Raw genomic sequence first — 24,127 nt, forward strand, 5'->3', positions numbered from 1 at the left:
GGCCGGGAAGTCACGACGACCCGAGCCCGCCGTACCCGCTTCGCTGCCTGTCGGTCGCAAGCCGAAGCGTCCCACGGCCGACGCGCACCGACGCCCAGATGGCGGCCACGGCCGGAGCCAGGGATGGCCGCCACCGTGGGGAGACTCAGGGCCCGACGGGGTAGTGGCTGGTGATGGCGATCCGGTTCCAGGCGTTCATCGCGGTCGCCAGCCAGGCCACGGCCGACGCCTGCTCGTCGGTCAGCGATCCGTCGTCCCAGGTCCGGACCTCCGGGACGGCGAGGCGCGTCACCTGCTCGGCGAGCGCCAGGGCGGCGCGCTCCTGTGCGGAGAAGTACTGCGACTCCCACCAGGCGGCGAGCACGGCGATCCGGTCGGCGCTCTCCCCCTTGTCCATCGCCGAGCGGGTGTGCATGCGGAGGCAGAACGCGCAGCCGTTGATCTGGGAGATGCGGATCCTGACGAGCTCCGCGGTGAGGGCAGGCACCGAGGCCTCCTCGAGCGCCGCCGTCACTCCCTCGTCGAGGGTCATCATCTGCCGGTACACGGCCGGGTGCAGCTTGCCGATGTCCATCACCATCACTCCTTCCACGGCGAACCGAGGACTCGGTCGACCATGCTTCCACGCTGGAATCCCGGCACGAAGTGAGCCAGGACGTCGGAATTGACCGTGCCGTACGTCGTGTCGGGCCGGTGCGCCAGCCCCTCGACGAAGGCCTGGAGGAACCCGTTCTTGAAGTCCCCCCGGGGGTGGGCAGCGACCACCTCGGCCACGGCATCGGCGTCCATCGAGTCCAGTCCGAGGCCGATGGCGTCGACGAGGACGCCGAGGTGGGTGACGGCGATCTCGGGAGCCATCCGGGTCGGGACGCCCGGCGTGGTGTGCAGCGCGACCGCCTCCCACACGAGCTCCGCCTCGGCGGCTCCGAAGCCGTGGTCCTGGAGCAGCCGCCGGGCGTGGTCGGCCCCGTCCAGCTCGAACCGCTGCTCCGCATCGGAGAACGGCGTGAACAGCCCGGAGTCGTGCATCATCGACGCGATGTAGAGCAGCTCCGGGTCCGGCTCCAGGCCCATCTCGGTCGCGCGCAGCCGGCCGAACAGGTAGACGCGGCTCGAGTGGTGGAACAACAGCGGGCCGGTGTGCTGGCGGGCGAACGCGCTCGCGGCGGCTGCCGCTGCGCTGTCCGGTATCTCGACGCCTGCGATCATGGTGGACATGGTGGGTGTGCTTTCCCTTCGATGTGGGTGCGGGGCCGTCACGGCCCGTGGTCACCACAGTGCCGGAGCGACCGCCTCCGGCGCTGCGCACGTCCGGCCATGAGCCACTCGAATCCGGACACGCATGAGGCGACGGCCGGGTCGCCGGGCTCCCACCGGGTCGCGATCCTGGTCTACGACCAGGTCAAGCTGCTCGACGTCGCCGGCCCCGCGGAGGTCTTCGGCGAGGCCAACCGGCTGGGAGCGTCGTACGACGTCGTGCTCGTCTCCCCCGACGGGGCGGACGTGGTCTCGTCGCTCGGCATCCGGCTCTCCGTCGGCGGGGCGGCCCGGGACGGGTCCCCGTCGGACACGTTCCTCGTGTCCGGCGGCGATGCCTACCCCACGGCCGCCATCGAGCCGGAGCTCGTCGCCGCGACCCGGGAGCTGGCGGCGGGCGCGGGACGGATCGGGTCGATCTGCACCGGCGCGTTCATCCTGGGCGCCTCGGGACTTCTCGACGGTCGCCGCGCGACGACCCACTGGAAGGTCGCGCACAAGCTGGCCCGGCAACATCCCACGACGCGGGTCGAGCCGGACTCGATCTTCGTGCGGGACGGCAACGTCTACACGTCAGCCGGCGTCAGCGCCGGCATCGACCTCGCGCTGGCCCTGGTCGAGGAGGACCACGGGCCCGACCTGACCCGGGAGGTCGCCCGGCGGCTCGTCGTGTACCTGCAGCGGCCCGGCGGGCAGTCCCAGTTCTCGGTCCCCATGGAGGCGCCGGCGCCGCGCACCCCGGCCCTGCGCAGCATCGTGGACCGGGTGACCGCCGACCCGGCCGGCGACCACGCCCTGCCGACTCTCGCGAGGCACCTCAACGTCAGTCCGCGCCACCTGACGCGGCTCTTCCGCACGGAGATGTCGACGACGCCCGCACGGTACGTCGAGATGGTCCGGTTCGACCTGGCGAAGTCGTTGCTCGACCAGGGCCACAACGCCACGCACACGGCCGAGCTCGCCGGGTTCCCCAGCTACGAGAGCATGCGCAGGGTGTTCGTGCGCGAGCTGTCCCTGTCGCCGACGGCGTACCAACGCCGCTTCGCGACCACCCGGCCCCACGCCTGACGTCACGGCGGGACGGGACCCCGACCGCCCAGACCTCGACCGGTCAATGCACGTCCTCGATCCGCAGCTGGTCCGGCAGCTCCGCCGGGACGCCCTCGCCGACGAAGCCCACCTCGGTGTACTGGATGCCGTCGTCGAGCCAGGGCTGGACGTGGTGCAGCCGCTGCTCGCTGGGTGACTCGCCGGTCACGGTGAACCGCAGCGTCAACATCAGCATCTGCGGGTTGAACCCCACCTCGGACGGGAGGACCGACACGGCGACGCCCCCTCCTCTGATCACCGCGGTGCCGTCGACCCGGAGCGTCTTGCTCATGTGGTCGTGGATCGCGTGGAGATCGCGGTACGTGACTGACACGTCCGGCTCAGGCATGGGGCCTCCCAGGGGTGCTCGGTGATCGGGGCTCACACGTGGGCGCGGTACTTCGCCTCGATCTCGTTGATGGTGCGGATCCAGGTCTCGGTGTCCATCTGGTGGTGGGCGTAGGCGGTGTTCGCCCAGTCGAGCTCGCGCTGCCGATCCGCTTGCGGCTCCGGCGTGACGTACGAGCCCCAGACCGGCCCGGTGCGCGCCAAGGTATCCAGCGAAGTAGACGGTCAGGGGCCGCCGCCGACGGACATCATCCAATTGCGGTAGTGCCGCGCAGCATCACCTCATCGACCGCCACCAGCCCGCTCTCCTACAGCACACCGCGCCGGCTCGTGCGGCTGTCCCGATCTGGGACGGCGGGAGCTCAGCGGCGGAGCGGGACCTCGAGGCGGCCGGCGAGCTCGTCGTACGTGATCCCGAAGGTCTCGCGGACGACGACGCCGGCCGCCGTGAGCTCGAACGTCGCGAGGTCGGTGTAGACCCGGTCGACGCAGCCGACGCCGGTGAGCGGGTAGGTGCAGTGCGGCACCAGCTTCGGGGCGCCGTCCCTGGCGAAGAGCGTCATCATCACGAACACGCTCTTCGCGCCGATCGCGAGGTCCATCGCACCGCCGACGGCAGGGATCGCGTCCGGCTCACCCGTGTGCCAGTTGGCGAGGTCGCCGGCCGCGGAGACCTGGAACGCGCCCAGCACGCAGACGTCGAGGTGGCCGCCGCGCATCATCGCGAACGACGCCGCCGAGTCGAAGTACGACGAGCCGGGCAGCTCGGTCACCGGCTGCTTGCCGGCATTCGTCAGGTCGCCGTCGACCGGGTCCTCGGGCCCGCCGGTCGCGGCGCGGCCCATGTTGAGCATGCCGTTCTCGGTGTGCAGCACCACGCCCGCGTCCGGGAAGAGGTGGTCGGCGACGAGCGTGGGCTGGCCGATGCCGAGGTTGACGAAGGCGCCCGGCGGGATGTCCCGCGCGACGGTCGCCGCCATCTCCTGCTTGGAGAGACTCATCCGGCGACAGTCCCCACGCTCACGACGCGGTCCACGTAGATGGACGGCGTCACGATCGCCTCGGGGTCGAGGTCGCCGGTCTCCACGACCTCCGAGACCTGCGCGATCACCGTCGCGGCCGCGGTCGCCATCACGGGGCCGAAGTTCCGGGCGGTCTTCCGGTAGACCAGGTTGCCCATCCGGTCCGCGCGGTGCGCGCCGACGAGCGCGACGTCGCCCTTGATCGGGTACTCGAGCACGTAGATCCGGCCGTCGATCTCGCGAGTCTCCTTGCCCTCGGCGAGCGGAGTGCCCGCGCCGGTCGGGCTGAAGAAGGCGCCGATCCCGGCGCCCGCCGCGCGCATCCGCTCGGCCAGGTTGCCCTGCGGCACCAGCTCCAGCTCGATCCTCCCGCTCCGGTAGAGCCCGTCGAACACCCACGAGTCGTGCTGGCGCGGGAACGAGCAGATCACCTTGCGCACCCGGCCCCGCGCCAGCAGTGCGGCCAGACCCGTGTCGCCGTTGCCCGCGTTGTTGGACACGATCGTCAGGTCGGCTGCGCCCTGCTCGATGAGCGCGTCGATGAGGTGCACCGGCATGCCGGCCATGCCGAACCCGCCGACCAGCACGGTCGATCCGTCCGCGATCCCGGCGACGGCCTCCCCTGCGGTGGCGCAGACCTTCACGAGACGTTCTCGAGGACCACGGCCAGGGCCTGGCCGACGCCGATGCAGATCGCGGCGACGCCGTACCGGCCGCCGGACTCCTGCAGCCGCGCGGCGAGGGTGCCGAGGATCCGGCCGCCGGACGCGCCGAGCGGGTGGCCGATGGCGATCGCGCCGCCCTTGGCGTTCACGATCTCCGGGTCGACCAAACCTTGACTGAGCCAGGCATCGACGCAGGCGAGCGACTGCACCGCGAACGCCTCGTTCAGCTCCACCGCGCTCACGTCCCGCCAGGTGATCCCGGCGCGGGCGAGCGCGCGGTCGGCGGCCTCGACGGGCGCGTAGCCGAACATCGGCGGCTCGACGGCAGACACCCCGCGGCCGGCGATCCGGGCGATCGGGTCGACGCCGATCGGCGCGCTCTCCGACCCGAGCAGTACGGCGGAAGCCCCGTCGTTGAGCGGGGACGCGTTGCCGGCGGTGATGGTGCCGTCCATGCGGAACGACGGCTTGAGACCGGCCAGCTTCTGGGCGGTCGAGCCCGGCCGGATGCCCTCGTCGCGGGTCAGCTCGCCGACCGCGACGACGAGGTCGTCGTAGAACCCGGCGTTCCAGGCGGCGTCGGCGAGCTGGTGCGAGCGGGCGGCGAACTCGTCCTGCCGCTCGCGCGAGACCGAGAACTTCTCCCCGAGCAGCTCGTTGGCCTCGCCGAGCGAGACCGTCCACTCCTCCGGCATGTTCGCGTTGACCAGCCGCCAGCCGAGGGTCGTGGAGACCGCGGTGACGTTGTGGGCCGGGAACGCGCGCGACGGCTTCGGCAGCACCCACGGCGCGCGGGTCATCGACTCGACGCCGCCGGTGAGCACGACCTCGGCGTCGCCGGACTCGATCGCCCGCGACCCGATGATCGCGGCGTCGAGGGAGGAGCCGCAGAGCCGGTTCACGGTCGTGGCCGGGACCGAGACGGGCAGGCCGGCGAGCAGCACCGCCATCCGGCCGACGTTCCGGTTGTCCTCCCCGGCCTGGTTCGCACAGCCCCAGGCGACGTCGCCGATCGCGGCCGGGTCGAGGTCGGGTGCCTTGGCGAGCACGCCCCGGATCGCGAGTGCAGCCAGGTCGTCGGGGCGCTCCTCCGCCAGGGCGCCGCCGAAGCGGCCGAAGGGCGTGCGGGCGACGGCGTACAGGAAGGCGGAACTCATGGGACGAGCCTAGGTCGGGACCAGTGATCGACTCCAATACTGAATCATGCTGGATTGATAAGTTGTAGACATGGAACTGCGGCACCTCCGGTCGTTCGCCGTCCTCGCCGAGGAGCGGCACTTCGGGCGCGCGGCGGAGCGGCTGCACCTGGCCCAGCCCGCGCTCTCGCAGCAGATCAAGCAGCTCGAGCGCGAGCTCGGCGTCGCCCTCTTCACCCGCACCACGCGTCGCGTCGAGCTCACCGAGGCCGGGGAACGGTTCGTCGGCCACGCCCGCGACGTGCTCGCCGACGTCGACCGCGCGCGCGACGACATGACGTCGCTCGCGAGCGGACACGCGGGCCGGGTGTCGATCGGGTTCGTCGGCACGGCGACGTACGACGTCCTGCCCCGGGTCGCCCGGGAGGTTCGCCGGGAGCTGCCCGACGTCGAGCTCGAGCTGCACGGCGAGCTGCTGTCACCCCAGCTGGTCGCCGGTCTGGCCGACCGCACCTACGACCTGGTGCTGCTGCGACCCGGTGAGCCCGGGCTCGACGCGCGGACGCTGCGCTCCGAGCGGCTCGTCGCGGTGCTCCCGGCCCACCACCCGCTCGCCGGACGCCGTCGGATCGGGCTGGCCCGACTGAAGGACGAGCCGTTCGTGATCCACCCGTCCGGACGCCGGTCCTCGATGCACGCGCAGGTGCTGGCGGCCTGCGCGGCCGTGGGCTTCGAGCCCTCCTCGCTGCTCGAGGTGTCCGAGACCGCCACGCTGGTGGTGTTCGTCGCCGCGGGCCTCGGCGTCGCGCTGGTGCCCGAGCCGGTGCGCAGCCTGGGGCTCGAGGGCGTCGCGTACGTCGCGCTCACCGACGCCCCGACGATCGACCTGGCGCTCGCCGCACGCGCCGACGCCTCGCCGGCCGCCCGGCAGGTCGCCGCGATCGTCGAGCGGTGCGTCTAGCTGCCTGCCCCGCCGCCGTACGACTGGCTGCTGGAGTTGAGGTCGTGCTGGAACCTCGCGCGGCTGTTCATCGCGTCGTCCATCGGCGCGTTCTGCGTGATGTGACGACCCGGCTTGTCCCACGTGCGGACCTGCTGCCACACCCCCGCGAGGACCAGCACGACCGCCGCGGCGATCAAGAAGTACGTGAACATGAGCGTTCCCCCGTCCGGTCCGAGGACCTGAGCGTACGTCCCCCGGCCCGTTTTCACGATGGACGAGGCCCTACAGCGCGCCCTCCTCGGACAGCACCTGCTGGGCGATCCGGAAGGCGGTGTTCGCGTCGGGCACGCCGCAGTAGACCGCGCTCTGCAGGAGCACCTCCCTGATCTCGTCGACCGTGAGGCCGTTGCGCCGCGCGGCCCGCAGGTGCAGCGCGAGCTCCTCGTGGTGGCCGCGGGCGACCAGGGCGGTGAGGGTGATCATCGAGCGGCTGCGCCGGTCGAGGCCGGGTCGCGTCCAGACCTCGCCCCAGGCGTAGGCGGTGATCAGCTCCTGGAAGTCGCGGGTGAGATCGGTGGCGTTCGCGGTCGCCCGGTCGACGTGCTCGTCGCCGAGCACCTCCCGCCGGACCCGCATGCCCTCGTCGTAGGTCATCGTGCTCCTTCCAGGCAGTGCTCGCGGATCAGGTCGGCGACCGCTTCGGGCGCCTCGGCCGGCGCGAGGTGGGCGACGCCCCGCAGCTCGGCGTACTGCCCGCGGAGTACGCCGTCGGCGACCTCGCGCAGCAGGTCCGGCGGGCAGACGGTGTCCTGCTCACCGGCGACGGCCAGCACCGGTACGCCGATCTCGCCGAGCCGGTCGCGAACGTCGAAGGTGGCGAGCGCGCGGCAGACCGCGACGTACCCCTCGTCGTCGGCGTCGCTCAGCGCGTGCAGCAGCGCGGAGGCCCGCGCGGGCTCGCGCTCCAGGAACCCGGTGCCGAACCATCGACCGGCGGACGCGCTCACCAGGCCGGGGGTCCCGGAGGCGCGGACCTGCGCGATCCGCTCGGCCCACGACTCCTCGGTGCCGATCCGCGCGCCCGTGCAGATCGCCACCACCCCGCGGACCCGGTCGGGCGCGTCGAGCGCGAGCTGCAGCCCGACGGCCCCGCCGACCGAGTCACCGGCGTGGAAGAACGGCCCGTCGACGCGGTCGAGCACCGCGGTCGCGAGGCCGGCCATCGTCACCGGCCCGGGCACCTCGCGCGCGGAGCCGTGGCCGGGCAGGTCCCAGGCCAGCACCTCGAAGTCCCGCGCGAGCAGCTCGGCGCAGGCGCCCCAGAGGGCGGTCGCGGACGTGCCGAGGGACGGCCCGAGCACCAGCAGCGGCCGGGTCATCGCAAGGTCTCCCGCGCGCGGGCGGCGACCCCGTCGACGTACGCCGCGGCGTCGCCGAGGTACGTCGGCGCGGGGTGGTCGGTCATGGTGCGCTGCTCGGCGAGTACGGCGTCACCGGCGGCCGCCAGCGTCGCGGCCATCCGCCCGGTGTCGACCCGCAGGCCGGCCACCAGCTCGGCGGTCTGGGACGCGGCGACGAGCGTGCGCCGGATCAGGTCCCGCAACGTCGCCCACTCCGCGTGCCAGCCGCCGTCGGCGCGGTCGTCCACCTGCTGGGCCGCCGCGAGGTGGAGCGTCGCGGCGAGCTGCGGCGTCGTGAGCGCGGCCCGCCGGACCAGCACCGACAGCACCGGGTTCGCCTTGCCCGGCATCGTCGACGAGCCGCCGCCCGCGCCCTCCGCGAGCTCGCCGATCTCGGGTCGCGACATCACCACGACGTCGTTCGCGATCCGCGCGCACGCGTCCGTGCACCCCACGAGCGCGTCGCCCAGCCGGGTGACGGGCGCGCGGGTCGTGTGCCAGCGCGGTACGCCGGCCGGCAGCTCGCGCCCGAGCTCGACGATCGCGGCCCGGGTGCCGGCAGCGCCGCCCACCTGCCGCGGGAACTCCAGGCGCGCGACGTCGTCGTACGCGTCCAGGACGGCGGTCAGCCAGGCGGCCACCCGGAAGCCGAACGTCGTCGGGACGGCGTGCTGGGTCAGGGTCCGCGCGACCATCGGGGTGTCCCGGTGGTCGCCGGCGAGCCGCGCCAGGCCGCTGCCGAGCGCGGCCAGGTCGCGGCGCAGGTCGGCGCAGGCGGCCTCGGCCATCAGCATCAGGGCCGAGTCGACGACGTCCTGGCTGGTCAGGCCGCGATGGACGTCGCGGTCCTGCTCGCGGAGCCGCCGCACCAGCGCGACGACGGGGCTGCCGCCGGCGGCGGCCTCGCGCGCGATGTCGTCCACGTCGTCGGGCACCTCGAGCACGTCGCCGAGCCACTGCGACTCCACCTCGACCATCGCCCGGACGAACTCCGTCGCGGTGAAGTGGCCGCCCGCGCGCTCGTCCCCGGGCCAGAACAGGTCCGTCATGCGCTCAGTCTCGCGCGAAGGAGAGGAAGACGGTCTCGTCCTCGCCCTGCAGCCGGATGTCGAAGCCGAAGCCCCGGTCGTCGGCGACCGCCTCCAGGCCGCGCAGCGCCGCCGGCGCCGCACCCGGGAGGTAGGCGCGCGTGAACAGCCGGTCGAGCAGGCCCCGCGCGAACACCGCGATCGCGAAGTACGGCGCCGCGCCACCGGGTCGCAGCGTCGTGAACTGGTAGCGGCCGGTGCGGTCGGTCGCTGCCCGGCCCCAGCCCGTGAACGTGTAGCCGTCGCGGTGCAGCGAGCCTTCGACCTGCGGGACCGTCCCGTCGGGCGCCGCCTGCCAGAGCTCGAGGATCGCGTCCGGCACCGGGTCGCCCGCCCCGTCCAGCACCCGGCCGTGCAGCCGGATCGCGTCCGGCCGGGTGGGCGGGACGAGCTGGTGGTCGCCGTCGTACGGCAGCGCGAACCCGAAGAACGGGCCGACGGTCTGACCGGGGGTCGGTGCGGTCACTCGACGTCTCCTTCGAGGGGGGTCCGGTGGGATCCGGAGAGCACGATGTCCCAGCGGTAGCCGAGGCTCCACTCGGGCCGGGTCTCGTCGTGGTCGTAGGTCGCCACGAGCCGGTCCCGCGCGTCCCGGTCGGTGATCGCCTGGAAGATCGGGTCGAGCGCGAAGAGAGGATCGCCCGGGAAGTACATCTGGGTGACCAGCCGCTGCGTGAACTCCGTGCCGAACAGCGAGAAGTGGAGGTGCGCCGGCCGCCAGGCGTTGTGGTGGTTGCGCCAGGGGTACGCGCCCGGCTTGATCGTGGTGAACCGGTAGGTCCCGTCGCCGTCGGTGAGGCAGCGGCCCATCCCGGTGAAGTTCGGATCCAGCGGCGCGGGGTGCTGGTCGCGCTGGTGGACGTAGCGGCCGCCGGCGTTCGCCTGCCAGATCTCGACGAGCTGGTGGCGGACCGGCCGGCCGTCGCCGTCGGTGACGCGGCCGCTGACGGTCATCCGCTCGCCGATCGGCTCTCCGCGGTGCTGGATCGTGAGGTCGGCCTCGAGCGGGTCGACGTCGCGCTGCCCGAAGACCGGGGAGCACAGCTCGAGCTCCTCGGGGTCGAGCTGGAACGCCGCCTTGGTCGGGTGCCGCAGGATGCTGGAGCGGTACGGCGGGTAGTCGAGCCGGGTCGCGGTCTCGACGACCCCTGCGCCGTCGTACTCGTGGGCGACCGCCGCGATCTCGGCGCTGATCCCCGCCTGGGTCGCGGTCGCGGCATCGGAGCTCGTCACCCGCCGACCGTAGGGACCGGCGTGCGGTCGGGACGAGGCCGCCTTTCCGGCCAGTGGAAGAATCGCCCCATGGCCGGCAACACCTCGACCCCGGGCGCGACGGTCGCGTCGCGGGTGCTGGCCCTGCTCGGCGCCTTCGACGAGCACCACCGCGGCCTCTCCCTCACCGAGCTCGCGGGCCGGGCCGGGCTCCCGGTCCCGACCGCCCACCGGCTGGTCGGCGAGCTGCTCGCCTGGGGGGCGCTGGTGCGGACCCCGGCCGGCGACTACGCGGTCGGTCGCCGGATGTGGGACCTCGGACTGCTGGCGCCCGTGCACACCGGGCTGCGCGAGCTGGCCTCGCCGTACCTCCACGACCTGTACGGCGCCACCCTGGCGACCGTGCACCTCGCGGTGCGCGACGGCAGCGAGGTGCTCTACCTGGACCGGCTGGCGGGGCACGCGTCGGTCCCGGTGGTGAGCAGCGTCGGCTCGCGACTGCCGATGCACGCGACCGGCGTCGGCAAGGTGCTGCTCGCGCACGCGCCGGCCGCGGTCCAGCAGGAGGTGCTCGCGAACCTCACCCGCGTGACGCCGTACACCGTCACCCAGCCGGGGCTGCTGCGCCGGCAGCTCGCCCGGGTGCTGCGCGACGACGACGCCACCACGACCGAGGAGATGAGCCTGGGCGCGTGCTCGATCGCGGTGCCGATCCGGCGCGGCGAGGAGGTGGTCGCCGCGCTCGGCATCGTGGTGCCGACGCTCCGGGACCGGTCCCGGCTCGCTGGGGCGCTGCACGTCGCGGCCCGCGGCGTCGGCCGGGCACTTTCGGCCAGCGGAACGAGCTGATGGCCCGGCCCGCGTGAGCGCCGCGAGACTCGCGCCATGCGGACGCAGGTGGCCATCATCGGCGCGGGCCCGGCCGGTGTGCTGCTCTCGCACCTCCTCGCGGCCGAGGGTGTCGACTCCGTCGTCCTCGACACCCGGTCGGAGGAGTACGTCGCGAGCCGGATCCGCGCCGGCATCCTCGAGCAGTCGACGGTGGACCTGCTGCGCGACGTCGGCCTCGGCGAGCGGCTCGGGCGCGAGGGTGACCGGCACCGCGGCATCCACCTGCAGTGGCCGGGCGAGCGGCACCACCTCGACTTCGTCGACCTGGTGGGCCGGTCCGTGTGGGTCTACGGCCAGACCGAGGTGCAGAAGGACCTGGTCGACGCCGCGCACGCGCGCGGCCAGCAGCTCGTGCACGAGGTCAGCGACACCGCCCTGCACGACCTCGCGACCGACCGGCCGTCGGTGACCTTCACCGACGCGGACGGCGTGCCGCAGCGGCTCGAGGCCGACGTGGTCGCCGGCTGCGACGGCTCGTTCGGCCCGTCGCGCGGGGCGGTGCCGGAGGGCGTACGGCGTACCTGGGCGCGGACCTACCCGTACTCGTGGCTCGGCATCCTCGCCGACGTCGCGCCGTCGACCGACGAGCTGATCTACGCCTGGCACCCGGACGGGTTCGCGCTGCACTCGATGCGCTCGTCGACCGTCTCCCGCTTCTACCTCCAGGTGCCGAACGGCACCGACCTCGCCGACTGGCCCGACGACCGGATCTGGGACGGGCTCGCGACCCGGCTCGGCCACGGGCAGGACGGGTGGCAGCTCGCGACCGGGGCGATCACCGACCGGAGCGTGCTGCCGATGCGGTCGTTCGTGCAGCAGCCGATGCGGCACGGCCGGCTCTTCCTCGCCGGCGACGCGGCCCACATCGTCCCGCCCACCGGCGCCAAGGGCCTCAACCTCGCCGTCGCCGACGTCGCGCTCCTCGCGCCGGCGCTGGTGGCGCTGCTGGCGGGCGACCACGCCCTCGCCGATGCCTACTCCGCGACCGCCCTGCGCCGGGTCTGGCGGTGCACGCACTTCTCCTGGTGGATGACCACGATGCTGCACGCGGGCGACGACCCGTTCGACCGCGAGCTCCAGCTCGCGCAGCTGCGCTGGGTCGTGTCCAGCGAGGCGGGCGCGGCCGGGCTGGCCGAGAACTACGCCGGCCTGCCGATCGGCTTCTGACGGCGGCGGCGGGAGTCAGCCGGCGTCGTACGGCACCGACAGCGGCAGGCGCGGCGTGATGCTGACGCTGGCGTCGGGGTTCACGGTGACCACGGAGTACGTCGTCGCGCCGGTCGCCGGCCGGTAGGACAGCACGGCGAAGCGAGCGGGGTGCCGGATGACGCCCGGGTCCGGCTCGGTCGAGACGTGGCCGCCCGCGCTGCCGACGGTGAACTCGGTCGTCTCCGACCCGTCGCTGGTCTCGACCGGCCGGGGGCCCAGGAACTCGTAGGACCGGCCGTCCAGCACCGCGACCCGCTGGCAGCCCGCCTCGGCGATCGTGCTGCCCAGCAGGTGGTCGTGGAGCAGCACGAAGTCCGGCTCGTCCTCGCAGGCCCGCCGTACCGTGTCGGCCACGAAGGCGTCGGTGTCGACGTCGGGGTCGCGCAGCACGGTCCCCGAGCCGAAGTCCCCGACCGTCGAGATGCGCGGGTCGGGTACGGCGAGCAGGTCGAGCCCGCCGATGGTCCGCGTGGTGCCGTCGGCAACCACCCAGCCTCGGGCGTGCGCCGCGTCGACGATCGTGCGCGTGTCGTGCAGCCCGGGGGCGAAGTAGACCGGCCGGCCCTCCGCGTAGTAGTCGACGGTGTCCATCACGTAGGTCTCGATGTCCTTGCCCGCGAAGGTCAGGTCGCCGCTGAGCGCGACGAAGTCCGCGTCCACGAGGCGGGCGGTCAGGCCGACCTGCCGGGCCATCCCGTTGACGTCCTCGAAGTCCTCGGCCATCACGAACCGGACCTCGCCGTCGGCGGGGGCCAGGGTCGACTCGGCGCGGACGGCGTCCTCGAGGTTCGCCGCGACGTCGTCGTAGAACTCCGAGCGCGGCCGGAGCACCGAGAGGAAGGGCAGCACGTCGGCGAGCAGCCCCCGCACCTCGGTGCCCTCGAGCGCGGTGCCGTCGAACGAGGCGGTGGGGGTGACCACACGGTGGTCGCGGTGCAGCAGGACCCGGGCCCCGAGCACGTCCACGACCAGCACGACGACGACACCGCCCGCCGCGAGCACCCGCCGTAGGCGGCGGTTGTGCCCCCGGACCAGGGCCGCCTGCTGGGCGGTGTAGCCGGCGAGGCGGCGCCGGCGGGACCGGAGCACGAGCAGCACCCCGACGAGGACGGCGGTCCCCGCCGCGAACCCGCCCGCGCCCCACGTGACGACCTGGCGCCGCGCCGCGTCCTGGATGAGCTGCATCGCGGGCTGGGGGTTCGCCCACAGGCTGACCAGGTAGCTCCGGGTGTCCTTGTCGCTGGGCACGATCTGGATCCAGTTCGCGTCCACGTCCACGCCCACGTCGATCCCCGCGAGCTCCCGGTGCCGGGGGCTGACGAGGGCGCCGTCGAAGAGGAGGCTGGTGTCCTGGCCGAGCACCGGCCGCACCGACACCGGCTGGCCGGCCACCTCGATCCGGGCGGGTGGAGCGTGCCCGACCGCCGTGAGGGCGGCCGCGAACGGCAGGGTCAGGAGCAGGGCGACGGCGACGGCCCGCCCCACTCGCGCGATGTTCCATGCCCCGGTGCCGATGCGCAGACGGTACCCGGCAGACCGGCGGCACAGGTCTGGACCGCGGGTTCGCGGACGCGCCGGATGGGAACGCCACCCCTACCGACCCAGGGAGGGACATTGATCAGGAACGCAGCGAGGCTGGTCCTGGCGGGATGCGTGACGCTGGCGCTGAGCCTCGGCTCCGGCGCTGTCACGACCGCCCAGGCCTCCGCCCCCGGCAGCGACAGCGGCGCCCGCGTCGCGGCGCCGTGCGCGAAGCAGAAGGCCAAGGTCGCCAAGGCCAAGAAGGCCGTGCACCAGGCGCAGAAGAAGGTCAAGAAGGCGAAGAAGGCCAAGCAGCACGCCGGCAGCAAGAAGCAGAAGCACGCCGCCGACCAGCGGGTCCAGAAGGCGAAGAAGCACCTCAAGGCCAAGAAGAAGGCCCTGGGCAAGGCGAAGTCCAGGCTCAAGAGGTGCCAGCGCAACCAGGGCGGTGGCGGCGGCGACGGCGGGACGGACTCCCCGCTGCAGCCGGCGTGCGACGCCGGGCTGCCACAGGAGATCTGCGACGCGTTCTCCACGTTGCCGACGCCGGCTCCCGGTGGTGACAGCCCGATCCAGCCGCTGTGCGACGCCGGGCTGCCGCAGCCGATCTGCGACGCGGCGACCAACCCGCCCGGCCCGGGTGGCGAGAGCCCGATCCAGGCGCTGTGCGACGCCGGGCTGACGCAGGAGATCTGCGACGCGGCCAACGGCGACGTCCCGCTGCCGCCGGATCCGGGCACCATCCTCGACCCCGTGTGCCAGCTCGGCCTGCCGCTGCCGATCTGCGACGCTCTGGGCGGGATCGGCCTGCGCCCGCGGGTCGCCTAGGTCCCTGGGGGTAGGCCGTCGCCGGGGGGCGGCGGCGTACCTCGGGGTGTTTCTGGCTCTGCTCGGGGATCTACTCGGGGGGCAGCTCGCCCCGGATCCGGTAGCGCCGGAAGCTCCAGGCGATCAGGCCGAGGGCGATGAACGCCGACAGCACCTGCGTCACCCCGGTCCAGATGCTCCCGGGCAACCAGAGCCAGCTGGGGAACGGCCACCAGCCCGGCACGGGCGGGCTCCAGATCCACAGCAGGCCGCACGCGAGCAGCACGAGCGCGAACAGCGTCGACATCGCGACCCGGAGGTTCGTCTCGACACCCTCGGCAGCGCCCCGCAGGGCCTTGCGCTTGATCGGCTCGACCCGGCGCTCCGCCCACTCGTACTCCTGGGACAGGATCACCATGCCGGCCGCGATCATCAGCAGCCCGGGCCCGGGCAGCACCAGCGCGGCGACGCCGGCCACCACGAGCGCCCATCCGACGGTCTCCAGCACGACCCTCTTCGCGGCTCGGCCCCCGGGGAACCTCATGCCTGCACCCTCTCAGACGCGGGCAACCCGGCTGCCTAGTCCCTGCCCGAAATGCTCTCCCCAGACCGGTTCCACGACATTTTCGCCAGGGACTACCCGCAACCCGGCGGCCTAGTCCCTGCCCGAAATGCTCTCCCCAGACCGGTTCCACGACATTTTCGCCAGGGACTACCCGCAACCCGGCGGCCTAGTCCCTGCCCGAAATGCTCTCCCCAGACCGGTTCCACGACATTTTCGCCAGGGACTACCCAGATCAGGCGGCCAGCGAGAGCTCGTCGCAGGTGACGTCGGGGTCGATGCCGTCGGGGAGGCGGACCAGGCGGGCGTGCACGTGGGCGGGGATGCCGACCCGCAGCAGGATCGCCAGCGACCCGATGGTCGCGACGGCGGCGTAGATCAGGTTCGCGTCGACGTCGGCCAGCAGGCCGTACGCACCGGCGAGCAGGGCGTCGACGATCATCAGCGACCAGGCCGAGGCGGCGATCGCCGAGACGTCGTGGCTGCGCCACGCGGTGAGCGCGGCCGGGACGACCAGCAGCGCGACCGAGCCGCCGAGCACGACCGTCGCCGGGCCGGAGCCCACCCAGATCGCGGCGAGGCCGGCGGCGGAGACCACGAACAGCCACGTGACCGGCAGCCAGAGCCGCGCCCGTGACCCGCCGCGGAGCCACGCCAGGGTGACGGCGCCGGCGGTCGCGGGCACCGCGACCGCCGCCGGCAACGCGACCCAGACCTGGTGCTCGAGCACGCCGAACACGGTCCACGCCACGCCGCTGATCGTCGAGCTGGCCAGCGCGGCGACGCTGACGCCGGCCGCGGTGGTCATCCGGCGCAGCTTGCGGAACTGCGGGACCGTGTAGGCGGCCGCCAGGAGAGTGCCGGCGACTCCGACGAGGGTGGCGAGATCGAGGCTCATGGCACTTCCTTCCGGGGTGTGGACGTGCGACACGGCCGCCGCACCAGGTGCGGCGACCGTGTCGTGGTCGAACGATGTGGGGGTGGCGGGGCCGACGGGCTCCGACCGAAAAGATTACCCTCTCAACACGCCGGACTCGAACAATATTGCGGTCTCATGACTGTCCAGCCGGGTGATGTCCGGCACACCGGCTCAGATGTCGGTGATCCGGATGCCCGCGTGCGCCTTGTACCGACGGTTCACCGAGATCAGGTTGGCGGTCAGGGCCTCCACCTGGTGGGCGTTGCGCAGGCGTCCGCCGTACACCCCGCGCACGCCCGGGATCACGTCGGCCAGGTCCTGCACCAGGTCGGTCGCCTCGCGGACGTCACCGAGCACCAGCACGTCGGTGTCGACGGTCTCGACCTCGGGGTCCTCGAGCTTGACCGCGCTGACGTTGTGGAAGGCACCGACGACGGTCGAGTCCGGGAGGATCGACTGCGCCTGCTGGGCCGCGGAGCCCTCCTCGACGGCAAGCGCGTACGCGCCCTGCTTGTCGAAGCCGAGCGGGTTGACGCAGTCGACCACGACCTTGCCCGCCAGCTCCGCCGTCAGCGACGCCAGCAGCTCGCCGTGCCCGTCCCACGGGACCGCGACCACGACGATGTCGCCGGCCGCCGCGGCGCCCGCGTTGTCGGCGCCGCTGACCTCACCGGAGAGGTCCGCCGCGAGGCGGGTCGCGGCGTCCGCCGCCCGCTCCGCGCTCCGGCTGCCGATCACCACGGGCACACCGGCGGCGGCGAAGCGGCGCGCGAGCCCACGACCCTGCGGTCCGGTGCCGCCGAGGACGGCGACGGTCTTGCCAGCGAGGGACTCGGGGAGGTTCGTCATGGCCGTCACTCTCTCAGCCGGCGACCGGCCCCCGGGAGGTGCTCAGGCAGTGGTCCCGCCCACACCGTGGACGACCAGGTCGGCGAGGGCGCGGTACGCCGCCGCATCGGCCAGACCGGACGCCGACGCGATCGCGCCGCCCTGGATCGCGGTCATCACCTGCGCGACCGCGGCACCCACGAAGGTCGCGTCGACCGGCCGCAGCGCCCCGGCGGCGACCCCGGCGGTGACCAGGTCCTGGACCCGGCGCGCGGCCAGCCGGGTGTTGGCCTCGTAGATGCCGGCCGCCGGCGCGTACGCCTGGAGGTCGGCGTAGAACCGCTCGGAGGCCGGCGCCAGCTCGGCAGCCACCGCGACCAGGTAGACCGACAGCCGCGCGCCCGGGTCGGGCTCGCCCTCCACCTGCGCCTCGATCCGCTCGGTCGCGCGGCGGAAGAAGCCACGGACCGCGGTCAGCACGATCTCCTCCTTGCTCGGCGCGACCTGGTAGATCGTCGTGCGCGAGCAGCGCAGCCGCGCCGCCAGGTCACCGACGCCGAGCTCCAGGAACCCCTCGGCGAGGAACAGCTCGATCAGCTCGTCGAGGAGCTGGTGGCGGGGCGGCGGCACGCGATGACGCTATCAGTACCAGATCGGCGTACTGTGGTACTCATGCCCGCGTCCCGCCTGCTGCCCACCGACGAGGCCGTCGACCTGATCGGCCTGGTCCGCGACCTCGCCACCCGCGAGCTCGCGCCGCTCGTCGCCGATGCCGAGCGCACCGAGACGTTCCCGCGCGAGGTGTTCCGCACCCTGGGCCGAGCGGGCCTGCTCAGCCTCCCCTACGCCGAGGAGTACGGCGGCGGCGGCCAGCCGTACGAGGTCTACCTCCAGGTGCTGGAGGAGATCGGCGCCGTGTGGGCGTCGGTCGGCGTCGGTGTCTCCGTGCACGCGCTCTCCTGCTTCGGCCTGGCGACCGCCGGCACGGAGGAGCAGCGACAGCGCTGGCTCCCCGAGATGCTGGGCGGCGAGCTGCTCGGCGCGTACTGCCTCTCCGAGCCGCACGCCGGCTCGGACCCGGCCGCGATGCGCACCCGCGGCCGCCGCGACGGCGACGAGTGGGTGATCTCCGGCGCGAAGGCGTGGACGACGCACGGCGGGCACGCCGACTTCTACAAGGTGATGGCCCGCACCGGTGACGGCCGCAACGACATCTCCTGCTTCCTCGTCCCGGCCGACGCGGAGGGCCTGGTCGCGGACCCGCCCGAGCACAAGATGGGCCTGACCGGCTCGGCGACCGCGACGATGCGCTTCGACGGCGTCCGGGTCGCGGCCGACCGGATGCTCGGCGAGGAGGGCCAGGGCCTGAAGATCGCGCTCGCCGGCCTCGACGCCGGGCGGCTCGGGATTGCCGCCGTGGCCACCGGGCTCGCGCAGGGCGCCCTCGACCACGCGGTCGCCTACGCCCGGGAGCGGGAGACGTTCGGCGAGCGGATCATCGACCACCAGGGCCTGGCGTTCGTGCTGGCCGACATGGAGGCCGCGATCCAGTCCGCCCGCGCGATGCTGCTGCACGCCGCGCGTCTCAAGGACCAGGGCCTGCCGTACGGCCGCGAGGCGTCGATCGCGAAGCTGGTCGCCACCGACAACGCCATGAAGGTCACGACCGACGCCGTCCAGGTGCTCGGCGGCTACGGCTACACGCGCGACTTCCCCGTCGAGCGGTTCATGCGCGAGGCGAAGGTGATGCAGATCTTCGAGGGGACCAACCAGATCCAGCGGCTCGTGATCGGCCGCTCGCTGGACCGCGCGAGCGGCGCGCCCCTGCACCTCGCACGCTGACGGCTCGGAGCGACCGGCTGCGGAGCACGCCCGACCACAGCCCGGCCCCGTAGGCGAGGTCGTCCAGTCGGCGACCGGCGACGCCCGAGCCGCTGCTCACGACGACGTCGACCAGCAGCGCGCTGACGACGGCGCGGCGTACCGGCCTCGAGAGCACCGCGGCCACCGCGACCGGCGGCCACCAGTGCCGCAGCAGCAGGGCGGACTCCTGGCGCAGCGACCACCAGAGCCCGCGCGCCGACAGGCCCACGGCGATCCGGTCCCGGTCGGGCACGTCGGGCAGCGTGCGGCGCAGCACCTGCACCCCTCGGCCGGCGCAGAGCAGCGCGACCGGGACCGACCACCGGCGCCGCGCCAGCAGGGCGGCCGCGCCGAGGCCCATGGCGGGCGACAGCACGGCGACCGCGCCCTTGTCGCCGTGCCGCTCGGCCAGCGGGGCGCCGCCGGTGCCGTAGACGTACTTGCGGCCCAGCCACGCACGCAGGGTCCGTCGCACGTCGTGGTGGGCGACCTCGCTCGGCTCGTAGCGGACGACCAGGCCCTCGTCGACGAGCCGCCAGACCAGGTCGACGTCCTCGCCGACCCGCATGGTCTCGTCGAACCCGGCGCCGAGCAGGTCGGTCCGCCCGACCAGGCAGGCGCTCGGCAGCCAGCCGACCGCGGCGCCCGGGCGCACCGAGCACGCGACGCCGCCCAGGTCGAGCGACGCGGCCCGTTCCTCGTACCGCTCGAACCAGCGCGGGTGCGCGGAGCGGGCGCGGCCCTCGATCCGTGGCGCCACGAGCGCGACCCGCTCGTCGGCGAAGTGCCGGCCGAGCCGCAGCAGCGTGTCCGGGGAGACGGTGACGTCGCAGTCGACGAACGCGACGTACGGCGTGCTCACCTTGGCCAGCCCCGCGTTCCGGGCGCCCGCCGGCCCCACGTTGTCCTCCAGCCGGATGACCTCGACATGAGGGGCGCCGGGCGCCAGCGGAACTGGTGACGCATCGTCGACCACTAGGCAGCTCAGGGGCTCCAGCGCCGCGAGCGCGCGGTCCAGCTCGTCGGCGCGGCCGTGCACCGGCAGGACGACGGTGAGCTCGGCCGGGTCGAGCGGCGGGACGTCGTCGAGCACCGGGTCGGCGAGGTTGCCGTCGAGCAGCCGCCGCGCGAGGGCACCATCGGCGATGCCGTCGGAGAGGGCGCCGGGACGGAGCCGCACCACCCGCATCGGCGACCCGCCGACCAGCACGTCGCCGCGGCGGACGCCGGGCTTGAGCCGGGCCCTCACGGGCGGAAGCCGCCGTCCGCGTGCACCACGCTGCCGTTGAGCACCCCGCCCTCGACCGAGCAGCAGAAGGCGATCGTGGCCGCGACCTCCTCGGGGTCCAGCAGCCGGCGGAGCAGCTGGTGCGAGGTGAAGACGACCGGGTCGGGGATGCCGTAGAGCTCGGCGGTGGCGTCGAGCATGTCGGTGCGCGTCGAGCCGGGCGAGACCGCGACCGCGGTGACGCCGGTGGCGGTCAGGTCGGCAGCCAGCCCCTTCGCGAGACCGACGACCGCGTGCTTGGCGGTGGAGTAGGCCGCAAGGTGGTAGAGCCCGTAGCTGCCCGCAGCCGAGGCCACGGCGACGAACCGGCAGCCGCTCGGGTCCGGGCCGTCGAGCATGGCGGGTACGGCGGTGGCCGCGGTGTTCCAGACCCCACGGACGTCGACCTCGAGCAGGTCGGTGAGCTCACCGTCGGGCGCCTCCCAGAGCGGGTGGCCGCCGGCGATGACCGCGGCCGCCGCGACCGCGGCGTCGAGGCGGCCCCACCGCTCGAGGGCGAGGTCCACCGCGTGCTGCTGGGCCTCGCGGTCGCGGACGTCGCCGACGACGTGCACGGCGTTCTCCGCTTCCGGAGCCTCGCGGAGGTCGAGGCCGACGACGCCGTACCCCTGTGCAGCAAGGGCTCTGACGGTCGCCGACCCGATGCCGCCGGCGGCCCCTGTGACGAGCGCGACCCTGCTCGGACGGGTCATGTCAGCCGCTCCACGATCTCCGCGACCATGTGCCGCAGCACGCGTGCACCTTCCTCGGGCGTCGCGCCGGCCGGGTCGCCGAGCACCCCGTTCGGGGACACCGCGGCCACGCCGCCGGCCAGCATCGCGGGGAGAATCTCGCTCAACGGCTGGGTGTTCCCGGGCTCGGCGGCGTCGAGCCGCACGGACTCCGGACGCAGGTGGAGCATCAGCGAGGTCTCGGTGATGCCGGCGTGGAGGTCATGCGCCTCGGTCGCGCAGGCCACCCACTCGATCTCGTCCGAGGCGGTGAGCGCGGCGACGTTGCCCCCGTGGGCGTTGACGATAACGACCCGGGACGCCCAGGTGCGCAGCGAGCGGACGAGCTCGACGAGCACGTGGGTGAGCGCCTCGGTGCCGACCGACGCCGTGCCGGGGAAGGACTGGTGCTCGCCGCTGGAGCCGTAGGCGACCGGCGGCGCCACCCACGCGTCGAGCGCGGCGCCGACCTCGTGGGCGACCGCGGTGGCGATCACGGTGTCGGTGTCCAGCGGCAGGTGGGGGCCGTGCTGCTCGGTCGAGCCGAGCGGCACCAGGACCAGCCCGGCGCCGGCGGTCTCGGCCGAGATGGCCCGGGCGAGCGAGCTCATGGGACGTGGAAGCCGTCGGGCACCAGCAGCGACTCGGGCGACAGCTCGTCGATCGAGGAGATGCCCAGACCGAGCAGCGCGGAGTCGATGCCGCCGTGGAGGATGTCGAGCACGTTCTCCACGCCCGCCTGGCCGTTCGCGGCCAGCCCCCACAGGTAGGCCCGTCCGATGAGCACCGCCCGGGCGCCCAGCGCGAGCGCCTTCACGACGTCCGAGCCGCGGCGTACGCCGCCGTCGAGGAGCACCTCGACCTGGTCACCGACCGCGGTCGCGATCGGGTGCAGCAGCCGGATCGCGGCCGGGGTGCCGTCCAGGTTGTTGCCGCCGTGGTTGGACACCGAGATCGCGTCCACTCCCGCGTCGACCGCCCGCTTGGCGTCGTCGACCCGGGCGACACCCTTGAGCTGGAACGGCGTCCCGCTGATCCGGCCCCACTGCTCCCGCATCCAGGCCACGTCCGCCCACGACGGCGGCGGCGTGGTCATCCACTCGTAGTACGCACCGAAGAACGTCGGCGCGGGACCGTTGGGCGGCGCGAGGTTGGGCGCGGTCAGGTCCGGGATGTGCCCGGTGCGGCCGAACTCGTAGAGCCAGCGCGGCTTCGTGGCGACCTTGGGCGCCATCCGCACCATCGTCTTGAGGTCGACCTTCTCGGGGATCTCGGGGCTGCCCCAGTCGCGGCCCATCGAGAACGACCAGTCCAACGTGGCGATCAGACCGACCGCGCCGGCCTTCTGGGCCCGCTGCATCCGCTGGACCATCACGTCCCGGTCGCCGGTCCAGTACATCTGGAACAGCGTGCGCGGGCAGGCCTCGACGACCTCCTCGACCGGCTTGGACGCGAAGTTCGACAGGCACATCAGCGTCCCGCGGTTGTTTGCCGCGCGCGCCACGGCGACCTCGCCGTCCGGGTGCACCGCCTGGACGCCGGTGGGCGAGATCAGCACCGGCAGCGCGACCTCCTGGCCGAGCACCGTCCGCGTCATCGACCGCTCGGCGTGCTGGCCGGCGACGTGCGGGAGCAGCCCGAGCTCCGTGAACGCAGCCTGGTTGTCGCGGACGGTCTGGCCGCGCTCGGAGCCGGCAAGCAGCGCGGCGTACACCGGGGACGGCAGCCGCTTCTGCGCCCGGCGCTGCGCGACCGCGACCGACTCGAACCAGGGGTTCTGCCGCCAGGGGTTCTCTGCCCAGGACGGCCGGGTCACGGCGTCCATCCGGCGAGGGGGCTCTCGGCGCAGTCGCTGACCGGCGGACGGGTCATCAGCTTCAGCATCACCGGCTGGTTGCGCGTCGGCGCGGCCTTGGAGTGGTCCTGCGACGCGGCCGGGATCGTCCTGCTCCCGGCGAGAGCAGCCTCGCCGTACCCCTGGACGCACTCGGGATCCGGGCCGTCGAGCGGCAGGCCCGTGAAGAACTTCGCGGCCATGCAGCCACCCCGGCAGGCGTCGTAGTGCGCGCACTGCGTGCAGGCACCGCCGGTCTGCGGCGAGCGGAGGTCCTCGAACAGCGGCGAGTGCTGCCAGACCTGCTGGAACCCACCGCCGGTCAGCAGGTTGCCGGCGAGGAAGTTGTCGTGGATCGCGAACGGGCAGGCGTACACGTCGCCCACCGGGTCGATCAGGCAGACCACGCGGCCCGCGCCGCAGAGGTTGAGCCCCGGCAGCGACTCACCGAACCCTGCCAGGTGGAAGAACGAGTCGCCGGTCAGTACGCCCTCGCCCCGACCTCTCAGCCAGTCGTAGAGCTCGCGCTGCTGCTCCGGGAGCGGGTGCAGCTCGTCCCACACGTCGGCGCCACGACCCGACGGGCGGAGCCGGGTCAGGCGCAGGATGGCGCCGTACTCGTCCGCGAGCGCCTGGAACTCGTCCAGCTGGCCGATGTTCTGGCGCGTGCAGACCACGCTGATCTTCGCGTCCGTGAAGCCCGCGTCGCGCAGGTTCCGCAGCGCCGTGATCGCGGTGTCGTAGGACCCCGGACCGCGCACGTAGTCGTTGACCTCGGCCGTCGCGCCGTCGAGCGAGATCTGCACGTCGACGTAGCCCCCGCACGCGGGAGAGGCCAGGAACGCGGCGCGCTCGGGGGTGATCCGCACGCCGTTGGTCGAGAACTTCACGCCGACCTGGTGGTCGACGGCGTACTCGAGCAGGTGCCAGAAGTCCGGCCGGATCGTCGGCTCGCCGCCGCCGATGTTCACGTAGAACACCTGCATCCGCTGGAGCTCGTCGATGACCGCCTCGCACTGCTCGGTGGTCAGCTCGCGCGGGTCACGCCGGCCCGACGAGGAGAGGCAGTGCGCGCACTCGAGGTTGCACGCATAGGTCAGCTCCCAGGTCAGGCAGATGGGTGCGTCCAGCCCCGACTCGAAGTGCTCGACCAGCTTCATCAGGCCACCCTGGCGATCATGTCGGAGGCGGCGAGGCCCTCGAGCGCGGCGAGGTACGCCGGCCACCCGGCCTCCGGGACACCCGCGGCCACCAGGGCCGACCGGACCGATCCATCACCGCCGACGGCCCCGAGCCCGCGGACGACGGCGACCAGCTCGGGGCGCTTGAGGAAGATCAGCTTCCGGTTCCCGAAGTGGTAGGCCAGCGCCCCCGAACGGCTCCGGGCGCAGCGCCACCGACGGCGACAGCGCCCAGGGCTCGTCGAGGTCCATCTCAGTAGACGCCGCACATGCCGTCGATCGAGACCTCCTCGATCAGGTCCTCGGCGACGAGCTCGTCGTTCTGGTTCTCCCGGTCCGGGTCCATGGCAGCCT

31 protein-coding genes are annotated in these 24,127 nt (G+C 73.4%); 6 read left to right on the forward strand and 25 right to left on the reverse strand.

What is annotated here, in order from left to right:
* Nucleotides 1-145: 145 nt before the first annotated feature.
* Nucleotides 146-574 (reverse strand): carboxymuconolactone decarboxylase family protein, encoded by a 429-nt coding sequence (locus tag ACVW2K_RS02460; RefSeq protein WP_457201400.1) that lies wholly within the window; start codon nucleotides 572-574, stop codon nucleotides 146-148.
* Nucleotides 575-579: 5 nt separating this feature from the next.
* Complete coding sequence (locus ACVW2K_RS02465; RefSeq protein WP_457201401.1) at nucleotides 580-1,209, reverse strand: HD domain-containing protein; 630 nt, start codon at nucleotides 1,207-1,209, stop codon at nucleotides 580-582.
* Between the two features lie 108 nt (nucleotides 1,210-1,317).
* Here ACVW2K_RS02465 and ACVW2K_RS02470 point away from each other — a divergent pair, with 108 nt between their 5' ends.
* On the forward strand, nucleotides 1,318-2,325 hold the full coding sequence (locus ACVW2K_RS02470; RefSeq protein WP_457201402.1) for a GlxA family transcriptional regulator: 1,008 nt from the start codon (nucleotides 1,318-1,320) through the stop codon (nucleotides 2,323-2,325).
* A 43-nt stretch (nucleotides 2,326-2,368) separates the two neighbouring features.
* Here ACVW2K_RS02470 and ACVW2K_RS02475 read toward each other — a convergent pair whose 3' ends face one another.
* The 5 genes from ACVW2K_RS02475 to ACVW2K_RS02495 form a co-directional block, all read right to left on the reverse strand.
* On the reverse strand, nucleotides 2,369-2,695 hold the full coding sequence (locus tag ACVW2K_RS02475) for a hypothetical protein (RefSeq protein WP_457201403.1): 327 nt from the start codon (nucleotides 2,693-2,695) through the stop codon (nucleotides 2,369-2,371).
* Nucleotides 2,696-2,727: 32 nt separating this feature from the next.
* On the reverse strand, nucleotides 2,728-2,898 hold the full coding sequence (locus ACVW2K_RS02480; protein WP_457201404.1) for a hypothetical protein: 171 nt from the start codon (nucleotides 2,896-2,898) through the stop codon (nucleotides 2,728-2,730).
* Between the two features lie 158 nt (nucleotides 2,899-3,056).
* Nucleotides 3,057-3,695, reverse strand: coding sequence for a 3-oxoacid CoA-transferase subunit B (locus ACVW2K_RS02485; protein WP_457201405.1), 639 nt, complete (start codon nucleotides 3,693-3,695; stop codon nucleotides 3,057-3,059).
* On the reverse strand, nucleotides 3,692-4,360 hold the full coding sequence (locus ACVW2K_RS02490; RefSeq protein WP_457201406.1) for a 3-oxoacid CoA-transferase subunit A: 669 nt from the start codon (nucleotides 4,358-4,360) through the stop codon (nucleotides 3,692-3,694). Before ACVW2K_RS02490 ends, ACVW2K_RS02485 begins: the two co-directional genes overlap by 4 nt.
* Nucleotides 4,357-5,538 (reverse strand): thiolase family protein, encoded by a 1,182-nt coding sequence (locus tag ACVW2K_RS02495; RefSeq protein ID WP_457201407.1) that lies wholly within the window; start codon nucleotides 5,536-5,538, stop codon nucleotides 4,357-4,359. The genes ACVW2K_RS02490 and ACVW2K_RS02495 overlap by 4 nt, the downstream gene beginning before the upstream one ends.
* Nucleotides 5,539-5,608: 70 nt before the next feature.
* Between ACVW2K_RS02495 and ACVW2K_RS02500 the strand changes: the two genes are divergently transcribed.
* Complete coding sequence (locus ACVW2K_RS02500) at nucleotides 5,609-6,478, forward strand: LysR substrate-binding domain-containing protein (RefSeq protein ID WP_457201408.1); 870 nt, start codon at nucleotides 5,609-5,611, stop codon at nucleotides 6,476-6,478.
* Here the strand turns inward: ACVW2K_RS02500 and ACVW2K_RS02505 are convergent.
* The 6 genes from ACVW2K_RS02505 to pcaH all read right to left on the reverse strand — a co-directional run bounded on the left by ACVW2K_RS02505 (nucleotide 6,475) and on the right by pcaH (nucleotide 10,181).
* Entirely contained in the window at nucleotides 6,475-6,672 is a 198-nt protein-coding gene (locus ACVW2K_RS02505) for a hypothetical protein (RefSeq protein WP_028638558.1), read from the reverse strand. The two genes, ACVW2K_RS02500 and ACVW2K_RS02505, sit on opposite strands and share 4 nt — an antisense overlap.
* Nucleotides 6,673-6,742: 70 nt before the next feature.
* The gene (gene pcaC / locus ACVW2K_RS02510) at nucleotides 6,743-7,114 is read right to left on the reverse strand and encodes a 4-carboxymuconolactone decarboxylase (protein WP_457201409.1); all 372 of its coding nucleotides are present in this window, start codon (nucleotides 7,112-7,114) and stop codon (nucleotides 6,743-6,745) included.
* Nucleotides 7,111-7,839, reverse strand: coding sequence for an alpha/beta fold hydrolase (locus ACVW2K_RS02515; protein WP_457201410.1), 729 nt, complete (start codon nucleotides 7,837-7,839; stop codon nucleotides 7,111-7,113). The genes pcaC and ACVW2K_RS02515 overlap by 4 nt, the downstream gene beginning before the upstream one ends.
* The gene (locus ACVW2K_RS02520) at nucleotides 7,836-8,909 is read right to left on the reverse strand and encodes a lyase family protein (RefSeq protein ID WP_457201411.1); all 1,074 of its coding nucleotides are present in this window, start codon (nucleotides 8,907-8,909) and stop codon (nucleotides 7,836-7,838) included. Before ACVW2K_RS02520 ends, ACVW2K_RS02515 begins: the two co-directional genes overlap by 4 nt.
* 4 nt (nucleotides 8,910-8,913) lie before the next feature.
* Complete coding sequence (gene pcaG, locus ACVW2K_RS02525) at nucleotides 8,914-9,414, reverse strand: protocatechuate 3,4-dioxygenase subunit alpha (protein ID WP_457201412.1); 501 nt, start codon at nucleotides 9,412-9,414, stop codon at nucleotides 8,914-8,916.
* Entirely contained in the window at nucleotides 9,411-10,181 is a 771-nt protein-coding gene (gene pcaH, locus ACVW2K_RS02530; RefSeq protein ID WP_457201413.1) for a protocatechuate 3,4-dioxygenase subunit beta, read from the reverse strand. The genes pcaG and pcaH overlap by 4 nt, the downstream gene beginning before the upstream one ends.
* 69 nt (nucleotides 10,182-10,250) lie before the next feature.
* On the opposite strand from pcaH, the gene ACVW2K_RS02535 reads away from it, so the two are divergent.
* Nucleotides 10,251-11,009 (forward strand): IclR family transcriptional regulator, encoded by a 759-nt coding sequence (locus ACVW2K_RS02535; protein ID WP_457201414.1) that lies wholly within the window; start codon nucleotides 10,251-10,253, stop codon nucleotides 11,007-11,009.
* Between the two features lie 36 nt (nucleotides 11,010-11,045).
* Nucleotides 11,046-12,218 (forward strand): 4-hydroxybenzoate 3-monooxygenase, encoded by a 1,173-nt coding sequence (locus ACVW2K_RS02540; RefSeq protein ID WP_457201415.1) that lies wholly within the window; start codon nucleotides 11,046-11,048, stop codon nucleotides 12,216-12,218.
* A gap of 15 nt (nucleotides 12,219-12,233) precedes the next feature.
* Here the strand turns inward: ACVW2K_RS02540 and ACVW2K_RS02545 are convergent, their stop codons facing one another.
* Complete coding sequence (locus tag ACVW2K_RS02545; protein WP_457201416.1) at nucleotides 12,234-13,745, reverse strand: metallophosphoesterase family protein; 1,512 nt, start codon at nucleotides 13,743-13,745, stop codon at nucleotides 12,234-12,236.
* Nucleotides 13,746-13,913: 168 nt separating this feature from the next.
* On the opposite strand from ACVW2K_RS02545, the gene ACVW2K_RS02550 reads away from it, so the two are divergent.
* Nucleotides 13,914-14,609: a hypothetical protein gene (locus ACVW2K_RS02550; protein ID WP_457201417.1), complete on the forward strand. Its 696-nt coding sequence runs from the start codon at nucleotides 13,914-13,916 to the stop codon at nucleotides 14,607-14,609.
* A 70-nt stretch (nucleotides 14,610-14,679) separates the two neighbouring features.
* On the opposite strand, the gene ACVW2K_RS02555 is transcribed toward ACVW2K_RS02550, so the two are convergent.
* The 4 genes from ACVW2K_RS02555 to ACVW2K_RS02570 form a co-directional block, all read right to left on the reverse strand.
* Nucleotides 14,680-15,132, reverse strand: a complete 453-nt coding sequence (locus ACVW2K_RS02555) for a PGPGW domain-containing protein (protein ID WP_457201418.1) — start codon at nucleotides 15,130-15,132, stop codon at nucleotides 14,680-14,682.
* A 253-nt stretch (nucleotides 15,133-15,385) separates the two neighbouring features.
* Nucleotides 15,386-16,048, reverse strand: coding sequence for a hypothetical protein (locus tag ACVW2K_RS02560; protein ID WP_457201419.1), 663 nt, complete (start codon nucleotides 16,046-16,048; stop codon nucleotides 15,386-15,388).
* Between the two features lie 192 nt (nucleotides 16,049-16,240).
* Entirely contained in the window at nucleotides 16,241-16,918 is a 678-nt protein-coding gene (npdG, locus tag ACVW2K_RS02565; RefSeq protein ID WP_457201420.1) for an NADPH-dependent F420 reductase, read from the reverse strand.
* 42 nt (nucleotides 16,919-16,960) lie between these two features.
* Complete coding sequence (locus ACVW2K_RS02570; RefSeq protein WP_457201421.1) at nucleotides 16,961-17,527, reverse strand: TetR/AcrR family transcriptional regulator; 567 nt, start codon at nucleotides 17,525-17,527, stop codon at nucleotides 16,961-16,963.
* A 42-nt stretch (nucleotides 17,528-17,569) separates the two neighbouring features.
* Between ACVW2K_RS02570 and ACVW2K_RS02575 the strand changes: the two genes are divergently transcribed.
* Nucleotides 17,570-18,739, forward strand: coding sequence for an acyl-CoA dehydrogenase family protein (locus ACVW2K_RS02575; protein WP_028638546.1), 1,170 nt, complete (start codon nucleotides 17,570-17,572; stop codon nucleotides 18,737-18,739).
* Here the strand turns inward: ACVW2K_RS02575 and mftF are convergent.
* From mftF to mftA, 7 genes are read right to left on the reverse strand one after another with little or no spacing between them, the layout of a single operon-like run.
* On the reverse strand, nucleotides 18,624-20,009 hold the full coding sequence (gene mftF / locus ACVW2K_RS02580) for a mycofactocin biosynthesis glycosyltransferase MftF (protein ID WP_457201422.1): 1,386 nt from the start codon (nucleotides 20,007-20,009) through the stop codon (nucleotides 18,624-18,626). The two genes, ACVW2K_RS02575 and mftF, sit on opposite strands and share 116 nt — an antisense overlap.
* The gene (locus ACVW2K_RS02585) at nucleotides 20,006-20,740 is read right to left on the reverse strand and encodes a mycofactocin-coupled SDR family oxidoreductase (RefSeq protein WP_457201423.1); all 735 of its coding nucleotides are present in this window, start codon (nucleotides 20,738-20,740) and stop codon (nucleotides 20,006-20,008) included. The genes mftF and ACVW2K_RS02585 overlap by 4 nt, the downstream gene beginning before the upstream one ends.
* Nucleotides 20,737-21,369 (reverse strand): mycofactocin biosynthesis peptidyl-dipeptidase MftE, encoded by a 633-nt coding sequence (gene mftE / locus ACVW2K_RS02590; RefSeq protein ID WP_051549435.1) that lies wholly within the window; start codon nucleotides 21,367-21,369, stop codon nucleotides 20,737-20,739. Before mftE ends, ACVW2K_RS02585 begins: the two co-directional genes overlap by 4 nt.
* Nucleotides 21,366-22,574 (reverse strand): pre-mycofactocin synthase MftD, encoded by a 1,209-nt coding sequence (mftD, locus tag ACVW2K_RS02595; RefSeq protein ID WP_457201424.1) that lies wholly within the window; start codon nucleotides 22,572-22,574, stop codon nucleotides 21,366-21,368. Before mftD ends, mftE begins: the two co-directional genes overlap by 4 nt.
* The gene (gene mftC / locus ACVW2K_RS02600) at nucleotides 22,571-23,752 is read right to left on the reverse strand and encodes a mycofactocin radical SAM maturase (protein ID WP_457201425.1); all 1,182 of its coding nucleotides are present in this window, start codon (nucleotides 23,750-23,752) and stop codon (nucleotides 22,571-22,573) included. Before mftC ends, mftD begins: the two co-directional genes overlap by 4 nt.
* Entirely contained in the window at nucleotides 23,752-24,042 is a 291-nt protein-coding gene (mftB, locus tag ACVW2K_RS02605) for a mycofactocin biosynthesis chaperone MftB (RefSeq protein ID WP_457201426.1), read from the reverse strand. The genes mftC and mftB overlap by 1 nt, the downstream gene beginning before the upstream one ends.
* Nucleotides 24,027-24,119 carry a mycofactocin precursor MftA gene (gene mftA / locus ACVW2K_RS02610; RefSeq protein ID WP_081790577.1) on the reverse strand — a complete coding sequence of 31 codons (93 nt, stop codon included), beginning with the start codon at nucleotides 24,117-24,119 and terminating at the stop codon, nucleotides 24,027-24,029. Before mftA ends, mftB begins: the two co-directional genes overlap by 16 nt.
* Nucleotides 24,120-24,127: the final 8 nt, after the last annotated feature.

The organism is Nocardioides sp. HB32, assembly GCF_054058995.1.